The sequence below is a fragment of the Rhizobium leguminosarum bv. trifolii WSM2297 genome (genome assembly GCF_000271845.1).
In genome coordinates this window covers 2748821-2766107 of the sequence record NZ_JH719395.1, presented here as the reverse complement: position 1 = coordinate 2766107, position 17287 = coordinate 2748821, and the positions used below count along the sequence as shown (strand labels likewise).

At 61.3% G+C, this 17287-nt stretch carries 17 protein-coding genes and 1 tRNA gene; 4 read left to right on the top strand and 14 right to left on the bottom strand.

The window, feature by feature from the left end:
• The first annotated feature begins 39 nt into the window (after window positions 1-39).
• The 4 genes from RLEG4DRAFT_RS28700 to RLEG4DRAFT_RS28685 all read left to right on the top strand — a co-directional run bounded on the left by RLEG4DRAFT_RS28700 (window position 40) and on the right by RLEG4DRAFT_RS28685 (window position 2761).
• A tRNA-Met gene (locus RLEG4DRAFT_RS28700) sits at window positions 40-116 on the top strand.
• Between the two features lie 580 nt (window positions 117-696).
• A complete protein-coding gene (gene nuoH / locus RLEG4DRAFT_RS28695; protein ID WP_003582035.1) occupies window positions 697-1698 on the top strand; it encodes an NADH-quinone oxidoreductase subunit NuoH in 1002 nt (333 codons plus the stop codon).
• Between the two features lie 10 nt (window positions 1699-1708).
• Window positions 1709-2275 carry an NADH-quinone oxidoreductase subunit I gene (locus tag RLEG4DRAFT_RS28690; RefSeq protein ID WP_003582034.1) on the top strand — a complete coding sequence of 189 codons (567 nt, stop codon included), beginning with the start codon at window positions 1709-1711 and terminating at the stop codon, window positions 2273-2275.
• Between the two features lie 45 nt (window positions 2276-2320).
• Window positions 2321-2761, top strand: coding sequence for a CBS domain-containing protein (locus tag RLEG4DRAFT_RS28685; RefSeq protein ID WP_003582033.1), 441 nt, complete (start codon window positions 2321-2323; stop codon window positions 2759-2761).
• A gap of 72 nt (window positions 2762-2833) precedes the next feature.
• Here RLEG4DRAFT_RS28685 and nuoG read toward each other — a convergent pair whose 3' ends face one another.
• From nuoG to RLEG4DRAFT_RS28615, 14 genes are all read right to left on the bottom strand, one after another.
• Window positions 2834-5413, bottom strand: coding sequence for an NADH-quinone oxidoreductase subunit NuoG (nuoG, locus tag RLEG4DRAFT_RS28680; protein WP_003582032.1), 2580 nt, complete (start codon window positions 5411-5413; stop codon window positions 2834-2836).
• 34 nt (window positions 5414-5447) lie between these two features.
• Window positions 5448-6713, bottom strand: a complete 1266-nt coding sequence (gene nuoF / locus RLEG4DRAFT_RS28675) for an NADH-quinone oxidoreductase subunit NuoF (protein WP_003582031.1) — start codon at window positions 6711-6713, stop codon at window positions 5448-5450.
• A 4-nt stretch (window positions 6714-6717) separates the two neighbouring features.
• Entirely contained in the window at window positions 6718-7227 is a 510-nt protein-coding gene (gene nuoE / locus RLEG4DRAFT_RS28670; RefSeq protein ID WP_003582029.1) for an NADH-quinone oxidoreductase subunit NuoE, read from the bottom strand.
• 16 nt (window positions 7228-7243) lie between these two features.
• Window positions 7244-8458 carry an NADH dehydrogenase (quinone) subunit D gene (gene nuoD / locus RLEG4DRAFT_RS28665; protein ID WP_003582028.1) on the bottom strand — a complete coding sequence of 405 codons (1215 nt, stop codon included), beginning with the start codon at window positions 8456-8458 and terminating at the stop codon, window positions 7244-7246.
• A gap of 29 nt (window positions 8459-8487) precedes the next feature.
• A complete protein-coding gene (locus RLEG4DRAFT_RS28660; protein ID WP_003582026.1) occupies window positions 8488-9024 on the bottom strand; it encodes an NADH-quinone oxidoreductase subunit C in 537 nt (178 codons plus the stop codon).
• Entirely contained in the window at window positions 9021-9524 is a 504-nt protein-coding gene (locus RLEG4DRAFT_RS28655; RefSeq protein ID WP_003582024.1) for a NuoB/complex I 20 kDa subunit family protein, read from the bottom strand. Before RLEG4DRAFT_RS28655 ends, RLEG4DRAFT_RS28660 begins: the two co-directional genes overlap by 4 nt.
• On the bottom strand, window positions 9512-9877 hold the full coding sequence (locus tag RLEG4DRAFT_RS28650; protein ID WP_037094319.1) for an NADH-quinone oxidoreductase subunit A: 366 nt from the start codon (window positions 9875-9877) through the stop codon (window positions 9512-9514). Before RLEG4DRAFT_RS28650 ends, RLEG4DRAFT_RS28655 begins: the two co-directional genes overlap by 13 nt.
• 129 nt (window positions 9878-10006) lie before the next feature.
• Window positions 10007-11446, bottom strand: coding sequence for an NADH-quinone oxidoreductase subunit N (locus tag RLEG4DRAFT_RS28645; RefSeq protein ID WP_003582018.1), 1440 nt, complete (start codon window positions 11444-11446; stop codon window positions 10007-10009).
• Window positions 11443-12918, bottom strand: coding sequence for an NADH-quinone oxidoreductase subunit M (locus RLEG4DRAFT_RS28640; RefSeq protein ID WP_003582016.1), 1476 nt, complete (start codon window positions 12916-12918; stop codon window positions 11443-11445). The genes RLEG4DRAFT_RS28645 and RLEG4DRAFT_RS28640 overlap by 4 nt, the downstream gene beginning before the upstream one ends.
• 8 nt (window positions 12919-12926) lie before the next feature.
• Window positions 12927-14702, bottom strand: coding sequence for a Na(+)/H(+) antiporter subunit D (locus tag RLEG4DRAFT_RS28635; protein WP_003582014.1), 1776 nt, complete (start codon window positions 14700-14702; stop codon window positions 12927-12929).
• Window positions 14695-14949, bottom strand: a complete 255-nt coding sequence (locus tag RLEG4DRAFT_RS28630; protein WP_003582012.1) for a hypothetical protein — start codon at window positions 14947-14949, stop codon at window positions 14695-14697. The genes RLEG4DRAFT_RS28635 and RLEG4DRAFT_RS28630 overlap by 8 nt, the downstream gene beginning before the upstream one ends.
• Window positions 14946-16409: a monovalent cation/H+ antiporter subunit D family protein gene (locus RLEG4DRAFT_RS28625; protein ID WP_003582010.1), complete on the bottom strand. Its 1464-nt coding sequence runs from the start codon at window positions 16407-16409 to the stop codon at window positions 14946-14948. The genes RLEG4DRAFT_RS28630 and RLEG4DRAFT_RS28625 overlap by 4 nt, the downstream gene beginning before the upstream one ends.
• 5 nt (window positions 16410-16414) lie before the next feature.
• Window positions 16415-16717 (bottom strand): NADH-quinone oxidoreductase subunit NuoK, encoded by a 303-nt coding sequence (gene nuoK, locus RLEG4DRAFT_RS28620; protein ID WP_037094896.1) that lies wholly within the window; start codon window positions 16715-16717, stop codon window positions 16415-16417.
• Window positions 16717-17217 carry an NADH-quinone oxidoreductase subunit J gene (locus RLEG4DRAFT_RS28615; protein ID WP_003582007.1) on the bottom strand — a complete coding sequence of 167 codons (501 nt, stop codon included), beginning with the start codon at window positions 17215-17217 and terminating at the stop codon, window positions 16717-16719. Before RLEG4DRAFT_RS28615 ends, nuoK begins: the two co-directional genes overlap by 1 nt.
• Window positions 17218-17287: the final 70 nt, after the last annotated feature.

Sequence of the window (17287 nt, the reverse complement as noted above, 5' to 3'; positions counted from 1 at the left end):
AGGGTCGCGCAAGCGGCCCTTTCTGCTGTAAAATAATATCGCGGGGTGGAGCAGCCCGGTAGCTCGTCAGGCTCATAACCTGAAGGCCGCAGGTTCAAATCCTGCCCCCGCAACCAAATTCCTTTATCTCCCGGAACAGCAAGACCCATTATCGCTGGCGCGAAGACTTCATCTTCGCTGGCGATGGTAGCTCGTCGTCCTGCGGACCATAACCTGAAGGGTGAGCGGTCGGTCGGGCAAAGCCCGATAAAACAGTCCAGTGGACTGTTTTAAGACCCGAACGGGGCAAATCCTGCCCCCGCAACCAAATACACAAAAGCCCGCCTCGTGCGGGCTTTTGTGTATTTGGGCGTCGGCAAACAGACAAGCACTGAGAGTTCTTCAACTGCCTTCAGTCTGGCCTGCCACGGAACTTTCATCCGGCAGCGATGAGAGCCTCGGCGGTTTTTGATACGCAAGATGGCGCAGTGCAACTGGCGAAAAAGCGAAGCTTTCATCTTGCGCAGCGAACCACCCGTCTCAAAACGTCTTGAGCCCGGACACATCATAGCCAGCGACGACATAACTGCGACGGCATTGTATGAGGTGCGTCGCCGTTGTACCATGTAGTCTGAAAAGTGTGCGCAGTGTTCATTGTATAGCCGGAGCCAAAAGTCCGGTCGCGCGCTTCAACCCGATGAATAAGTAGCCGGGATCATGGAACTTATCGTCGCCCTTGGCCTGATCGTCTTGAAGGTCGCGTTCCTGATTGCGATCCTGCTGTTGCTACCCTTGCCGCTAACCTGGCTGGAACGCAAGATCGCCGGGCATATGCAGCAGCGGATGGGGCCGATGCGCGTGGGATGGCACGGGCTTTTGCAGCCTGTGGCGGACGGAATCAAGCTCCTGACCAAAGAGGATCACATCCCGGCCGACGCCGACCGGTTCCTGTTCAAACTGGCGCCAATCCTGGCGCTCGCCCCGCCCTTTGTGGTGTTCGTCGCGATCCCCTTCGGCGACACTGTCTCGGTCATCGGCCACGAGTTCACGCTCTACGTCTCCAACATGAATGTGGCCATCCTTTTCGTTTTCTCGGTGATAGGGATCGAGGTTTATGGCGTCATCTTCGGCGGCTGGGCCTCCAACAGCAAATACGCTGTCTTGGGCAGCCTCAGAACCTGCGCGCAGATGATCAGCTACGAAATCCCGATGGGGTTCGCGGTCATCGGCGTGGTCATGCTGGCGCAATCCATGAGCCTTCTCGAGATCGTGCGGGCGCAGGCCGATGTCTGGAACATCGTCTACCAACCGGTCGGGTTCTTCGTGTTCTTCGTCGCCGGATTGGCCGAAGCGCAGCGCATTCCCTTCGACCTGGCGGAAGCGGAAGGCGATCTAGGGGCCGGGTTCCATACCGAATACAGCGGTATCCGCTTTGCGTTTTTCATGGTCAGCGAATATGCCATCGTGTTGCTGGTGTCGGTCCTGGTAGTGATCCTGTTTTTCGGCGGCTGGAACGGTGTCCTAATCCCCTTGCCACCACTCCTCTGGTTTGTGCTCAAGGTCGCATTCTTCGTCTATGTGTTTATCTGGTTCCGCTTCACTTTCCCCCGCTACCGCTACGACCAATTGATGGCGATCGGATGGAAAGTCTTGCTTCCTCTGGCGATGGCGAACATAATTATAACCGGTGTACTTTTAGGGGCCATAGCGGCTCCGTAGCGAGGCGGCGATGTCGCGCGCGCAGAACAGAGTTGGAACATGGATCGGCTGGGCGTTCTTCGCCGATCTGGCGAATGCGTTGGCTCTGACCTTCGGTTACCTGTTCTCCAGAACCGTAACCATGCAGTATCCGGACAAGGAAAAATGGCTGCCCTACTCGCGCTATCGCGGGCATCACTTCCTGACGCGTGATGAAGAGGGCGAGATCAAGTGCGTGGCTTGCGAACTCTGCGCGCGGATCTGTCCCTGTGAGTGCATTGAAGTCGTCCCGTATGAGGACGAGAAGGGCAACCGACACCCGGCGAAATTTGAAATCGACACAGCTCGCTGCCTGTTCTGCGGGTTGTGCGAGGACGCCTGCCCGGCGGATGCAATCGCACTTGGGCAACAATACGAATTTTCGAGTTTTTCCTCCGCTGACCTGGTGATCGGGCGCGACGATCTGCTCGGCAAGCCGGGCAAGGCGGCAACCGGCGGCGGCGTGGTTGCCGCGCGCCTGAATACGAAGAAGGACGTACTTGTCGAGACGAAAGAGACGCAGGGCTACAACTGGTGGCGGAATATTCGGCGAACATGAACGCGCGCCATCCATCAAACCGAAGCGCTCGAAGAGGAGGCTCAGATGTTTGTCGGTGAAATCATGAAGAACAAGGGTGTCGGTGTCATCGCGGTCGCTCCCGATCAGACGATGGTGGAGGTACTGAGGTTGTTTCGAGACAACAATATCGGCTTCGTCGTCGTGAGCCGATCGAACAACAAATACCTCGGTAGCCTGTCGGAGCGGGATTGCTGCAATGCGGTGGCGGAATACGGGGCCGAGGCGGCGGCGATGCGGGTCGCGGACATCATGAACCGCAATGTGGCGACGTGTTCGACACAAGATTTGCTGCCCGTCGCGATGGGGATCATGACCCAACGGCGTACGCGCCATGTGTTGGTCACGGATGGAGGCAACGTTGTCGGCGTGGTCAGCATCGGAGATGTGGTTAAGCACAGGCTCGACGAAGCGCAGCGTACCGAGCAGGATCTGCAGGATTACATCTGCGGGACCAGGTATCACTGACGTCGCCAGCTCGATGTAAAGACGCTGGGGCGGGCAGCTTGCCGCGGAGCCTTGTGCCCCGACCCCAACTCTTCAGACCCCACGCCAGATCCGGCTTGGGCGGTTGACCTCAAGAGTGGCATGCGCCTTCTGGACTTCCACCGCGCATGGATATTCGCCCCGCCGCAGCAGGCTGTTGAGACGCAAGGCTCTGTAGTTTTCCGGAACGAAGACGAGGCCCTTGGGAAACCGCCTGTCGACCTTGAGCTGCACCGTCAGTTCGCCGTGGCCGGAACGCACGATTACCTGATCGCCATCCGAAAGGCCAAGCTCCGCCGTATCCTGAGCGCTCATCGCGACATAGGGATCGTTGGCGACCGTGTTCAGGATGTCCGACCGTTCGGAGAGATATCCGTTGTGGAACAGGCAGTCGCCGGTGATCAGCATGAGCCGGTCGGCTGCTCTTGGAACGGGCGGCGGCGCAAGGAACACGTCAGCCGAGAATGTCGGCACCGCCTTGGTGAATGCGCCGTCGGCGCCAAGCCCATCCTGCGTCAACCCCTGATAGGCCGGAACCACCCGGGTAATTTCGTCGAAAATTTCGCCTTGTGTCGAAGGCCGCAGCGCCTGGTTTCGTAGCGCGGCGACGAAGTCGACAATCGCCAGATTGCCTCGCGCCTCGAAAACGGGCTCACGGAATTTGCGAACATTCTGGATCCGGCCCTCGTTGTTGGTGAACGTTCCGGATTCCTCGCCGTAGCCCGCCGCGGGCAAGACGACCTCGGCCATACCCGCCGTATCCGTGAGGAACGCGTCCTGCACGATCAGGAGATCGGCGGCGCCAAGCGCCCGCGTCACAAAGTCCCGGTCGGGATAGGCGACCAGGGGGTCGGTTCCGACGATGTAGAGCGCGCCCATCCGCCCGCCGACGCAGAGCTCCAGCATGGCGTCGAGATCCGCTCCGGGTTCAGACGGGATTTCGGCGCCCCAGTTTCGTGCAAGAACTGCGCGCGCCGCGTCATCGGCGACCGCCCGCAACCCCGGCAGAGCCGCCGGCAGGACCCCCATGTCCCAGGCGCCCATCTGGTTGGCACGATCGAACAGAAACTGCATAGCCGGGCCCTTGCCGAGCAGGCGCAAAACGTGCAGCAGGTTGCTGAGCTGCTGTAGCGTCGCGCGCGCTTCGGGTGATCTCAGGAGATCGACGCTGACAAGCACGGTGACGCTACGGCATTCCTTGAGCGCGGTGGCCAGACGATCCGGCCCGTCGCTGCCGGTGCCCGCTGCTGGTCTGCCGATCATCGCACCGAAGTCCGCAAATGCGTCGCCCGGCAAGGTCTGACCGGCTGCCGCCATGAGCGCGGTTACCACCGCCGCAAGGCTCGCCTCTTCTCCGCCCGGCGGCACGCGAACCACCACCCTGGCATCGGCGTCTAGACGCGATGGCCGCGCCGACAGCATCAGCAATCCGGCCTGCCGCCGCCGCGCGGCGTCTCGCAGCAGGTATTCGGTGACGGGATTCTCCTCGGTCACATTGCCGCCGACGACGAGCACGCAGTTGTTGCCGATTACGTCGTCGAGCGGTGTGCGGCTGTAGAAAGCTCCCAATAGCGGGCCGAGCGTATCGAAGGGCGCGGCCCAGCGTGACGAACAATCAATGTTGTTGGTCCGGAATACTGTTCGCAGCAGCTTCTGGAACTGATAAAGCACCTCGTTGGGCAGGCGAGGCGAGGCCAGCCCGCCGGCATCCTTGCTCTCGACGGCCAAGAGTCGCCGGCGCAGATAGTCCCCGGCTTCGTCCCAGGAAACCGGAACCAGGGCGCCATCCCGACGGATCATCGGCTGCTTGATCCGGTCCCGGCTTGTAACGAAATCGAGGCCGAAGCGTCCTCGCACGCAGAGAGTTTCGTGGTTGACACCTTCGTCCCACTTCGAGCGCACCCGCATGAACTCGCCCTTGCGCGTGCCCACCGTCAGCTGGCAACCGGTGCCACAATGCGGGCAGACCGTATCGGTCTCTACCAGATCCCAGGGGCGCGCCTTGTAGCGGTAGGGGAAGCTCATCAGCGCGCCGACCGGGCAGACCTCGACGCAATTGCCGCACTGGTCGCAACTCGCCAGACTGCCCTCGAAGCCGGTGACGGCAGTATCCATGCCTTTTTCGACGGTGCCCAGCGCCACCGCGCCGACGACCTCCTCACACATCCGGACACAGCGCTGGCACTGGATGCAGCGGTTGACGTTCATGATGATGACCGGGCTCAGACGAATGTCCTCGGAGTGGAACACACGTTTGTCATCGCGGAATTGGCTTTCGCGGGGCCCGTAGGCCATTACCATGTCCTGAAGTTCGCATTCGCCGCCCTTGTCGCAGATCGGGCAGTCGAGGGGGTGGTTGGCGAGCAGCATGTCGAGCATGGAAGAGCGCGTTTCCTCGATCAGAGGCGTATTCGTCCGCACGACCATGCCATCGGTGACCGCAGTAGCGCAGGACGGCTGCAGCCGGCGCAAGCCCTCGATCTCCACCAGACACATGCGGCAGGAGGCCAGCGCCGGCAGGCGCTTCATATAGCAGAAGGTCGGGATATCGATGCCCAAACGCAGGGCGGACTGCAACACCGTCGAGCCAGCCTCAACTTCCAGCGTTTGTCCATCGATCGTGACTTTAAGCATGGTCTCCTCACAACCCAGATCCAGCACACTCACTTCAGTGAAACGGGCACCTCCGCTCCTCGACATGCGCGACGAATTCATCTCGGAAATGCGCGAGTGCTGCCCGCAATCCCATCGCTGCACCGTCACCCAAGGCACAAAACGTATTGCCGAAAATGCCCTTGCAGAGCATCTCCAGCTGCTCCAGATCGCCGGGTGCGCCATCCCCGCCTTCAACCCGGCGCAGGACCTTCACGACCCAGTTCAATCCTTCCCGGCAGGGCGTGCACTTGCCGCAGGACTCATGGTGGAAGAACTCGATGATCCTGGTGGCGACCTTGACCATGCAGGTGCTATCGTCGATCACGATAACGCCAGCCGAACCGAGCATCGAGCCGGCGGCAGCCAGCGAGTCAAAATCCATCATCACGTCCAGCCCGTGCTCAGGGATGACCGGCGCTGAGACGCCGCCCGGGATCACCGCCTTGATCTTGCGTCCCGGTAAGGCCCCGCCGGCATGTTCCTCGACCAGCTCGCGCAGTGGTATACCCATCGGCAACTCGTAGAGGCCGGGTTTGCGCACCTGCCCGCTGAGGCAGTAGAGCTTCGGGCCGGGGCTCTTGTCCGGGCCGATGCCGCGGAACCAGTCCGCGCCCCGCGCCACGATATGCGGCACACAGGCCAGCGTCTCGACATTGTTGATCACAGTCGGGCTGGCGTAGAGCCCGGCCACGGCCGGAAACGGCGGCTTCAATCGCGGCTGCGCCCGCTTGCCCTCGAGCGACTCGAGCATCGCAGTCTCCTCGCCGCAGATATAGGCGCCGGCGCCGCAGTGGATGTGGACGGCGAAATCGAAATTCGAGCCGAGAATGCCCGTTCCCAGATAACCCTTTTCGTGTGCCTCGGCGATCGCCTGCTCCAGGCGACGGATCGCCGTCACATATTCTCCGCGAATGTAGACATAGGCGGTTTTGGCCCCAATCGCATAGGCGCTTACCGCCAGCCCTTCGATGAGTTGATGCGGATCGCGCTCCATGATGATCCGGTCCTTGAAGGTGCCTGGCTCGCCCTCATCGGCGTTGCAGCAAAGATATTTCGGCTTGTCGACCTGCTTCGGCACGAAACTCCATTTCATGCCCGTCGGGAATCCGGCACCGCCGCGACCGCGCAGGTTCGACTGTTTGACGAGGTCGATAACCTCGCCAGGCGTGTATTCGCGCAGCGCCTTCGCCAGTGCCTGGTAGCCGCCGCCAGCCTCGTAGGTCGAGAGCAGGTGACTGTCCGGCACGGCGACATTCTTGAGGAGAACCGGCTCGAACATGGCGCTACTCTCCCCGCGGTCGCGCAGAGGGCTCGATGCTCGCGCCCCGTTCCGTCGTAGCCCGCAGGTTGTCCAAAAGTGCATCGATCCGCGCGACATCAAGGGCGCCATGATAATCGTCGCCGACCTGCATCACCGGAGCCATCTCGCAGGCACCGAGGCACTCGACGGAGGAAAGCGTGAACAGCCCGTCCGGCGTGGTGTCGCCCTTGCTGATCGCCAGCGTCGTTTCCAGATGCTTCAGCAGGTCCTCGGCTCCGCATAGCATGCAGGAAACATTGTCACAGAGCTGCAGGTGGAACATGCCCACCGGCTCGGTATGGTAGAGGGTATAAAAGGTCGCCAGCTCGTAGACCCAGATCCGTTCGACTCCGAGAATGTCGGCGACCTCTTGGAGCACCTGACGAGGCAGATGGCCATGCTCCCTCTGCGCGATCAGAAGCGCGGGCATGATCGCAGAGCGCTGGTCTGGATACCGCGCCGCTGCCTCTTTTATCCTTTCGCGCATGGTCATTGCATTCAAATCCCTGCTACTTGTCCACCTCCGCCATCACTGGATCGAGACTGCCAAGCACGGCGATCATGTCGGCCAGATAGCGGGCGTTGGTCACCCCGAACAGCCCCTGAAGGTTGACGAACGAGGGTGCCCGCACCTTCATGCGGAACGGTTTTGGCGACCCGTCGCTGATGATATAGAAGCCAAGCTCGCCCTTTGGTGCCTCGATCGCCGAATAGACCTCGCCCTTCGGCACCTTGAAGCCATAGGCCGACAGGTCGAAATGCTGGATCAGTGCTTCCATCGAGCAATGCACCTTGTCCTTGTCCACCGGGAACGCGATTGTTGGCATGTCGATCTGGAACGGCCCCTCTGGCATCTGGTCGAGGCATTGCTCGATGATCCCTATGCTTTCGCGCATCTCATCCACGCGGCATCGCCAGCGTGCATAGCAATCGCCCTCATCGCGGGTAATGACGTTGAACGCGATCCGGTCGTAGATCTCATAGGGCTCGTCGCGACGGATGTCCCAGTCGACGCCCGAAGCGCGCAGGTTCGGACCGCTCAGGCCAAGATCGATGGCGTCCTCGGCGGCGATCACGCCGATCCCCTGCGTGCGCTTCAGGAACACCCGGTTGTTTTCGAGCAACCGCTCATAGTCGCGGATCCGGTTCGGGAAGATGTCGCAGAACTCCCTGATCTTGGGAAGGAAACCGTCAGGCAGATCCTCGCGCACTCCGCCAACCCTGCAGAAGGACGTGTGCATGCGCGCACCGCTGATCATTTCCAGGAGGTCCATGATCATTTCGCGCTCCCGCATGGCGTAAAGCAAGGCCGTCATGGCGCCGAGGTCCATCGGCAGCGCGCCGGTGATCAGGACATGGCCGGAGATGCGCGCCAGTTCGGCCATCATCACGCGGATATATTGCGCGCGGATCGGTGCTTCTATGCCGAGGAGTTTCTCCACCGCCAGCGCGAAGGCGAGGTTGTTCGAGGGCGGACAGAGATAGTCGAGCCGGTCGGTGAGCGGAAAAATCTGGGTGTAGGTGAAGCTCTCCGCCAGTTTTTCGGTGCCGCGATGGAGGTAGCCGATGTGTGGATCGACGCGCTCGACGAACTCGCCGTCCAGTTCGAGGACGAGCCGAAGAACCCCATGGGTGCTGGGGTGCTGCGGACCGAGGTTGAGAAGCACTTCCCTGGTATTGAGTGCTTCACCCTGAGGCCTGCTGAGCTCGGTGACTTCAGTCATCTCAACGTTCCGGCGTAGAACGGCCTCCCTTACGGAATGTCCCTGGTGGCAAGGTCGGGCTGCGTTGGCGGCGGACCCTCGGCACCGAATGGGTTCAACTTGTCCTTATAGCCCCTGAGGGGGAAATCCTTGCGCTGGGGGAAGCCTTCGAAGCCTTCCCACATGTAGATCCGGCGCAGATCGGGATGTCCCTCGAACCGGATGCCATACATGTCCCAGGCCTCACGCTCATGCCAGTTGGCGGTGCGCCAGACTCCCGTGACCGAAGGCACTTCAGGAGGATCGCCGAGCTGGCACTTGATGCGGACCCGCCACCTATTGGGCAGCGAATAAAGATGGTAGACCGCCTCAAACCGCGGCGTTTCGGGAAAATGATCGACCCCGCAAATGTCCGAGAGGAAATTGAATTGCAGCGCCGGATGCTCTTTCAGGAACCGGCAGAACTCGACGATCCTCTCGGGCGGAACGGCAAAGGCGTCGATACCGTGCGCTGTGCCGAGGTCCTCGATTGTTTCTCCGAAGCGCTCCATGATCGGAGCGCGATTGAGGGAGGGCCCCGCACTCATGACGCTATAACCCGATCCAGAGGTGTACCGGCGAGCGCCCGGGACCTCTTGATCTTTTCTTGAAGCAGCAGGAAACCGTGCATCAGCGCCTCGGGCCGGGGCGGACAGCCAGGCACATGCACATCGACGGGCACGAAGGTTTCGGATCCCTGCACCACGGCATAGGTGTTGTAGACCCCGCCCGAAATAGCGCAGGTGCCCATGGCGATCACCCAGCGCGGTTCCGGCATCTGGTCATAGAGCCGCCGCACGACGGGCGCGAATTTCCGGGTCACGGTGCCAGCGATGATCATGACGTCGGATTGTCTCGGCGAAGGGCGGAAGACCACGCCGAACCGGTCGAGATCGTAGCGGGCGCAACCGGCCGAGATCATCTCGATGGCGCAGCAGGCAATGCCAAAAGTCTCCGGCCACAGCGCCGATCTCCGGCTCCAACTGATGATGCTGTCGGCCGTGGTGAACAGCACGCTGTCGCGGATCGCGTTGTTTACGCCTCCCATTCCAGCGCTCCTTTCAGCCAAGCGTAGGCGAAGCCCACGAGAAGCAGCAATATGAAGATGAACATCTCGATATAGCCGACCAGCCCGATCTCTTTCAGGACGACGGCCCAGGGAAAGAGGAACATCGCTTCGACATCGAAAACGACCAGCAGGATCGCGAGGATAAAGAACGGCACCCTGAAGCGGCCCGCCGCCGCCTCGCCCGCTGCGTCCATGCCGCATTCATAGGGCATGTTCTTGGCGGGATAGGGATTGGATGGGCGCAGCAGCGAGGAAACGAACAACGTCACCCCTACCACCAGAACGACTCCGGCGACCATGAAAAGAACCGGCAAGAATTCCATTGCAGTCATATCACTGCACCGGTTGCCCACCGACCTCTTTCCGAACCGGTAAATCGGTCACGCCGCGGCGCGACTTGGGCAATCCTTCCTCTAGCTTCAAGTCTATTCCGTCGGTGCGATCATTGCAAATCCAATCGCTCACCCGCCAAAGACCGAATCTTGAGCAAGCTTCAGAAACCACGACGGAAATAGGCCGATGCCGATGGTGCCGGCGGCGGTGACGGCAAGTGTTGCGCCCACAAGGGGTGTCAGCGCCGGGGTGAACGCCCCCTTTGGCTCGCGCATGTAGATCACCATGACGATGCGGATGTAGAAATAGGCGGCGACGGCGCTGAGCAGCACTGCGATTACCGCCAGCATGACGAAACCGCGCTCGACGAGGGCGACGAGCACGTAAAACTTGGCGAAGAACCCGGCGGTCGGCGGAATGCCGGCCAGCGAGAAGAGATAGAGCAGCATCAGAAGTGCCAGCCCTGGATGTGACTTGGCGAAACCCGCATAGTCTTCGATGACCTCGCCCGAGAAATCGCCGTTCCGCATCATGATGACGGTGCCGAAAATGCCGAGATTCATGAAGGCGTAGATCAGCAGATAGAGCATCACGCTGGCGATCCCATCGGCACCGCCGGCGGCCACGCCGAAAATGGCGAAGCCGGCGTGGGCGATGCTGGAATAGGCCAGGAGACGCTTGAAATTATCCTGGACCAGTGCCACGAAACTGCCGAGCGCCATCGTGACCACCGCAATGACGGCGACGATGATCCAGACGTCCGAGGCTGCGACCAGAGGGTTGAGGAATACCCGCAGGATCACAGCGAACCCCGCCGCCTTAGGGCCCACCGACATGAAGGCGGTGATCGTCGTCGGCGCGCCTTCATAGACGTCCGGCAGCCACATATGGAAGGGAACCGCGCCGACCTTGAAGACCAGCCCCGCGACGATGAAGACCACCGCCAGCAGCAATCCGGGATCGAGCGGATCGCCGGTCACGGCTGTAGCCATCCCGTCCAATTGCGTTGTGCCGGTGAGCCCGTAGATCAGCGATACGCCGTAAAGGAAAATCCCGGTCGAGACCGCGCCAAGGATTACGTATTTCAGCGCGGCTTCGTTCGACCGCCGCTCGTGCCGCAGGAAACCGGTCAGCACGTAGGTGCAAATCACCATCAGTTCGAGGCCCACATAGATCGACAAGAGATCGGTCGCCGAGGCCATGATCATCATGCCCGAAAGCGCGAAGAGCAGCAGGACATAGTATTCGCTGTTCCCGATCCCTTCGATATCGGCATATTTTCGCGAAAGGAGGAATGTTAGAACGGTGGCTAAGTAGAAAACGAACTTGAAGAAGACCGCGAAGCGATCGGTGATGAACATGCCGGTGTAGGCCGGCCGCACCTCGCTCGCCAGCATGAGTGTCGCCAAGGCGGCAATCAACACGACCGTGACCGACGCCCAGACAAGGAAATGTTCCTGTCCCTTCCGTACAAACTGTCCCAGGATCAGCAGGATGCAGGCGCCGGTGATCACCGCGATCTCGGGCAGGCTCGCTAGGGCCGACTGGAAAAGCGTGGCGGCGGTCATGGGCCGCTCCCCCTACTTTGCACGTGCGTCAGCAGATGCTTCACCGAGGCGTCGATGATGTTGAGAAAGGGTTTTGGATAGAGCCCAACCCAGAGTACGAAGACGGCCAGCGGCAGGATCGCAGCCATCTCACGGGCGTTCACGTCGCGTATCGCCAACCCGCCACCGACGCTGGCCGAGCCGAGCGCGACTTTTCCGTACATGCCAAGCAGATAGGCAGCCCCCAGCAATGCGCCCAAAACCGCGGCCGAGCCGGCGACCAAGTTGGCCGCAAACCCGCCTGACAGCACCAGCAACTCGCCGACGAACGAATTCGTCCCCGGCAGCGCCATCGACGACAGGGTAAACAGTGCCAGAAACGTGGTGTAAACCGGCGCCGCCTTCATCAACCCGCCATAGTCGGCGATGCTGCGGGTGTGGGTCCGCTCGTAAATCAGCCCGACGAGCAGGAATAGGGCGCCTGTCGTCACGCCGTGATTGAACATCTGCAGGATACCGCCCTCGAGCCCGCGGAGGTTCAGCGCAAAAATCCCCAGTGTCACGAAGCCCATATGGCTGATGCTGGAATAGGCCACCAGTTTCTTCAGATCGTCCTGCGCCAGCGCGAGCAACCCGCCATAGACGATCGCAAGCGCCGAAAGCGCCAGCATCAGCGTCGAATAATACATCGATGCCTCCGGCAGCATCGGCAGCGAGAACCGCAGGAATCCGTAGGCGCCCATCTTCAGGAGCACGCCGGCGAGGATAATGCTGCCCGCCGTCGGCGCCTGCACATGGGCGTCCGGCAGCCAGGTATGGAGCGGCACCATCGGCACCTTGACCGCAAAAGCGATCAGGAAGGCGAAGAACAGCCAGGACTGTATCCGGAACGGCAAGTCCTGCTCTGTCAATGCGAGGATATCGAAGGTCCTGCCACCGTAGAAATAGAGCACGATGACACCGATCAGGAACAGGAGGCTGCCCGCCAGCGTGTAGAGGAAAAACTTGATCGCCGCATAGACCCGACCCTCGCCGCCCCAGACGCCGATGATGAGGTACATCGGGATCAGCATCGCCTCCCAAAAGACGTAGAAGAGGAACAGATCGAGTGCACAGAAGACCCCGAGCATCAGCGCCTGCATGGAGAGCAGGCAGATCATGAATTCCTTCACCTTGCGGTCGATCGCGACCCAGGAGGCGAGCACGCAGATCGACCCCAACAGTGCGGTCAGGAACACGAAGAGCGCGCTGATTCCGTCGATGCCAAGCGCATAATTGATCCCGAGCACGGGCACCCACGGGCGCGTCTCGCTGAACTGCATGGCATGGGTCGTGGTGTCGAAGCCGACCAGCATGGCGATGCAGAGAGCAAGGTCGAGGACGGTGAAAGAGAGCGCAGTCCACCGCGCTGCATCGTCACCGCGCAGGAACATCAGAACCGCGGCCCCGGCGACGGGTGTGAATATGATGAAGCTGAGGAGCGGGAAGCCCATGGCACGCCCTACCGCCACGCCACGACGAAGACGACGGTGGCTGCGATCAGACCGACGACCATCGCCAGCACGTAATGGGTCACGACACCCGTCTGGAGCCGCCTGAGCCGCCCGCCGCTGTGGAGGATCGAGTGGGCAATGCCATTCACGACGGCATCCACGCCGACAAGATCGAGTCGGAGTCCTGCCCGCGCCGCGCCGTGCAGCAAGGGCAGCGCCGCGGTCTCGGAGACATTGCTCACCGCCTGCTCATAGCGCGCCAGCGGCCTTTCGGCGAGCCACATGAAGGCCCGCGCACCCTTGCGATAAAACCAGTCGGTGTCGAGGCTGATCGTGTTCTCGGGATCGAGCGCCCAGAGGAACAGCACGAACCCCAGGGCGGTGAACATAAGTAGCCCGAGGCTCTCCATGACATGCGAACCCGTATAGGGTTCGAAATCCACCGGATAGGGCAGAAGCGCATAAAGCGGCTGGGGGAACACCCCGATCGCAATGCAGAGCACCGCCGCCATGCCCATGGCGATCAGCATGTTGCGCGGCGGCTCCCGCGCCTCCAGTTTCCGGTCCACGCCGAAAAACATGTAATAGGGAAGCTTGAGGCCAGTGTGCAGGAACGTCCCGGACGATGCCATCGTCAGCGCCAGCACCACCAGCGCGCGGTGATCCGCTCCTGCAGCCGCTATCACCATCGATTTGGTGACGAAACCCGAAAAGAACGGGAAGGCTGAGATCGCAAAGGCACCGACCATGTAAAGCGCCACGGTCAGCGGCATGGTCTTGTAAAGCCCTCCGAGCTCGGTGAGCTTGCGTCGGCCGGTGACGTAGATGACTGCCCCGGCACCCATGAACAGCAGCGCCTTGTAGAGGATATGCGCGAAGGCGTGGCTGGCGGCTCCGTTCACCGCCATCTCGGTCCCGATGCCGATACCCGCGATCATATAGCCCACCTGGCTGACGATGTGATAGGCGAGAAGCCGCCGGCAATCGTTCTCCAGCACCGCGTAGATGACGCCGTAGAGCGCCATGATGGCACCGAGCCAGACCAGGAGCTCGGTCCCCGGAAACGCCCGCGCCAACACATAGACTGCGGTCTTGGTGGTAAACGCGCTCATGAACACCGCCCCGGTGACGGTCGCCTCCGGATAGGCATCGGTCAGCCAGGCATTGAGCGGCGGCACGGCCGCGTTGAGGATGAAACCGGCGAGGATCAGGTAGTCGCCGACGCCCATTCCCCCGTTGGTGATGGCCGCCGCGATCGGGCCGAAAAGCAGTGAACCGGTGGCGAGTCCGTGGGAAATGATGCCGCCGAGCAGGACGACGCCGCCGGCGATATGGACCATGAGGTAGCGGAAGCCGGCCCGGATCGCCGGCCCACCACGCTGTGCGAAGACCAGATAGGCGGAAGCGAATGCCATGCCCTCCCAGAACAGGTAGAGGGTCAGGTAGTCACCGGCAAACACCACGCCAAGCGCGCTGCCGACATAGACGAATGCGGCCACGTGCTGGCCGGCATCCGTCAGGTGCAGCGCGTAGACCATGCCGATCAGCGCCATGATGGTGAAAACGGTGGCGAAGACGATGCTGAGTTTGTCCACCTTCGCAATCAGGATATCCTGCCCGATGAACCGCGCTTCGCCATAGCTGCCCGGCTCCATCGCAAGCACGGCAAGGATCGCCAGCGCAGGGATCAGAAGCAGATAGGCCTTGCGGACCGACCCGCTGAGTAACGGGATCGGCAGAGCACCAAGAATAAAGAGCAGAGCCGGATGGATGAAGTCAGTCATAATAGTCCTCGCGCCGCATGAGCCCGACCCGATGGCCGAGAAACTTGGAAACGAAGATAAGCAGGACGCAGGAGACGAAGCCGTAGACGGCGGACCAGCCCGGCAGCCTATCCCACAGATATTCGGCGTGTTCGCGGGAGACCAGAAAGTCGGCGACGACGATCAGGACGAGCACAAGGTAGAACAGTCGGCGGCGCGGCCCCGCATATTGCGCGTCACCAAAGAAGTCGACGACACGCTTGATCATCGGATCACTCCGTCTGCCAGGGTGAGAAAATAGCCCGGGAAAATGCCCATTAGCACCGACAGGACCGCGGTCGCGACCAGCGGAATCGTGACCAACGGAATTTCACGGACCGTCGTCCGGCTCTCCTGCCTTTCCGGCTGGAAGAAGGCGGCATAGCTGACCGGCAGGAAATAGGCGGCGTTCAGGATCGAGCTTACCAGGAGCACGACCAGGAACGTGGTCTCCCCCGCCGCCACGGCACCCTCCGCCAGATACCACTTGCTGACGAAGCCGGCGGTCGGCGGTATCCCGATCATGCTGAGCGAAGCCACGAAGAATGCCCCCATCGTCCAGGGCAGCCTGCGGCCGATACCGGCCATGTCGCTGATGTTACGCTTGCCGGACGCGCAATAGATCGAACCGGCGCAGAAAAAGAGTGTGATCTTGGAAAATGCGTGCGCCGCGATGTGGATGATCCCGCCGACCATCGCGACCGGCGACAACAGAACCGCGCCTAGCACGATGTAGGAGAGCTGGCTGACGGTCGAATAGGCAAGCCTGGCCTTCAGGTCGTCCCGCGTCAGGGCGTAAACCGACGCCATCAGGATCGTGAACGAAGCCAGATAGGCTGTGGCGATGCCGAGGCCCAGCCCGCCCACCAGCCCCGTGCCGAAGACATGGAACACCACCCGCAGCACGCAGAACACGCCCATCTTGACCACTGCCACTGCATGCAAAAGCGCGCTGACCGGTGTCGGCGCGACCATCGCGGCGGGCAACCAGGCGTGCATCGGCATCACAGCGGCCTTGGCGAAGCCGAAAAGATAGCAGAAATAAACGACCGTTAGCAGCACCGCCGGGGCATCGCTCCCGGCCAGCAGCCCCCCCGCGACAAAGTCGAGCGACCCCGCCATATGGTAGGTCAGCGCCAGTGCGGCGAGCAGCGCGCTTTTCGAGGCACCCATCAGATAGACGAGGTACTTGCGGCTGCCCCTCCATCCCTCTTCGTCCTCGTGGTGGTAGACGAGCGGATAGGTAACGAGGCTGAGCACTTCGTAGAAGATCACCAGCGTGAACAGATTGGCGGCGAAGGCGCCCCCGGCGGCGGCCGCAAGACTGCTGGCGAAGCAGGCGAAGAACCGGGTCTGTGCATGCTCGTTCAAATGCCGCATGTAGCCGATGGAATAGATCGCCGCCAAGATCCACAGCAGCGACGAGACGGTGGCAAATACCATGCCGAGCGCATCGACCCGGAAAGCAAAGTCGATCCCCGGCAGAATCTCGAACAGGCGCAATTCGACCGTCCCACCCGCCAGCACCGTGGGCGCCATCGACACGACAATCGCGAACATAGCGATCGCGGCCAACGGCGAGACCAGATCGCGAAGTTTCTCGCGGTTGTTCAAAAGGAGAACTGCAAGGGCCGCCAGACCGGCGACGGTGATGGCAAGCAACGGCCGGATCGATACAACCGGGTCCAAAGCCGCTATCCTTTCATCACCGTCACCTCGTCGACCTTGAGGGTGGATTTGTTCCTCACGAGGGCGACCAGAATACCGAGGGCGACGGCAACCTCCGCCGCGGTGATTGCGATGACGAAGATCGCGAAGATCTGCCCGCGGAAATCGGCGTGGTAACGCCCGAAAGCGATGAAATTGATGTTGACCGAGTTGAGCAGCAGCTCCAGCGACATCAGCACGACTAGAATATTGCGCCTGAGCAGCACGCCCGCCGCTCCGATCACGAACAGGAACACTCCGAGCACAATATACCACCAGAGCGGAACCATCATCCCTGCTCCTTCCGCGCCAGCATGATGGCGCCGACCAGGGCGGCCAGCAGGATTACGGAGGCGGTTTCAAACGGCAGGAGATAGTCGGCGAAAAGGGTTGTGCTAAGCTGCCTGACGTCATCGCCGCCGCCCATGGCGACGGGCTCCATGAGGGCAAAGCGGTTGCTCCAGAGCACCAGCACGAGCATCTCGACCCCGAGCAGGACGAGCAGTACCAGAGCCGGGAGGTTGCCGCCCGGCAAGAACCGCTGCAACACCGCTTCGCGCACATCGATCATCATGATCACGAACAGGAACAGCACCATGATCGCGCCGACATAGACGAAGATCTGGATGACCGCGAGCAACGGTGCATCGAGCAAGACGAAGATTGCCGAGACCTGCAGGAAACACGCCATCAGCGCCAATGCGCTATGAACCGGATTGCGCGCCAGGACCACCGTCAGGGCCGTGATCACGGATACCGTAGCGAACAGAAGAAAGAACCCCTGATCCATCGACGCCGACCTTCCGACGCGAACTGTCACTCGGCGCGAGACGTCCGGATTTGAGACTGCGCCGCAACTT

Coding starts and splice junctions, on each gene's coding strand:
- nuoH (WP_003582035.1), top strand. CDS start 697: ATGGAACTTATCGTCGCCCTTGGCCTGATCGTCTTGAAGGTCGCGTTC.
- RLEG4DRAFT_RS28690 (WP_003582034.1), top strand. CDS start 1,709: ATGTCGCGCGCGCAGAACAGAGTTGGAACATGGATCGGCTGGGCGTTC.
- RLEG4DRAFT_RS28685 (WP_003582033.1), top strand. CDS start 2,321: ATGTTTGTCGGTGAAATCATGAAGAACAAGGGTGTCGGTGTCATCGCG.
- nuoG (WP_003582032.1), bottom strand. CDS start 5,413: ATGCTTAAAGTCACGATCGATGGACAAACGCTGGAAGTTGAGGCTGGC.
- nuoF (WP_003582031.1), bottom strand. CDS start 6,713: ATGTTCGAGCCGGTTCTCCTCAAGAATGTCGCCGTGCCGGACAGTCAC.
- nuoE (WP_003582029.1), bottom strand. CDS start 7,227: ATGACCATGCGCGAAAGGATAAAAGAGGCAGCGGCGCGGTATCCAGAC.
- nuoD (WP_003582028.1), bottom strand. CDS start 8,458: ATGACTGAAGTCACCGAGCTCAGCAGGCCTCAGGGTGAAGCACTCAAT.
- RLEG4DRAFT_RS28660 (WP_003582026.1), bottom strand. CDS start 9,024: ATGAGTGCGGGGCCCTCCCTCAATCGCGCTCCGATCATGGAGCGCTTC.
- RLEG4DRAFT_RS28655 (WP_003582024.1), bottom strand. CDS start 9,524: ATGGGAGGCGTAAACAACGCGATCCGCGACAGCGTGCTGTTCACCACG.
- RLEG4DRAFT_RS28650 (WP_037094319.1), bottom strand. CDS start 9,877: ATGACTGCAATGGAATTCTTGCCGGTTCTTTTCATGGTCGCCGGAGTC.
- RLEG4DRAFT_RS28645 (WP_003582018.1), bottom strand. CDS start 11,446: ATGACCGCCGCCACGCTTTTCCAGTCGGCCCTAGCGAGCCTGCCCGAG.
- RLEG4DRAFT_RS28640 (WP_003582016.1), bottom strand. CDS start 12,918: ATGGGCTTCCCGCTCCTCAGCTTCATCATATTCACACCCGTCGCCGGG.
- RLEG4DRAFT_RS28635 (WP_003582014.1), bottom strand. CDS start 14,702: ATGACTGACTTCATCCATCCGGCTCTGCTCTTTATTCTTGGTGCTCTG.
- RLEG4DRAFT_RS28630 (WP_003582012.1), bottom strand. CDS start 14,949: ATGATCAAGCGTGTCGTCGACTTCTTTGGTGACGCGCAATATGCGGGG.
- nuoK (WP_037094896.1), bottom strand. CDS start 16,717: ATGGTTCCGCTCTGGTGGTATATTGTGCTCGGAGTGTTCCTGTTCGTG.
- RLEG4DRAFT_RS28615 (WP_003582007.1), bottom strand. CDS start 17,217: ATGGATCAGGGGTTCTTTCTTCTGTTCGCTACGGTATCCGTGATCACG.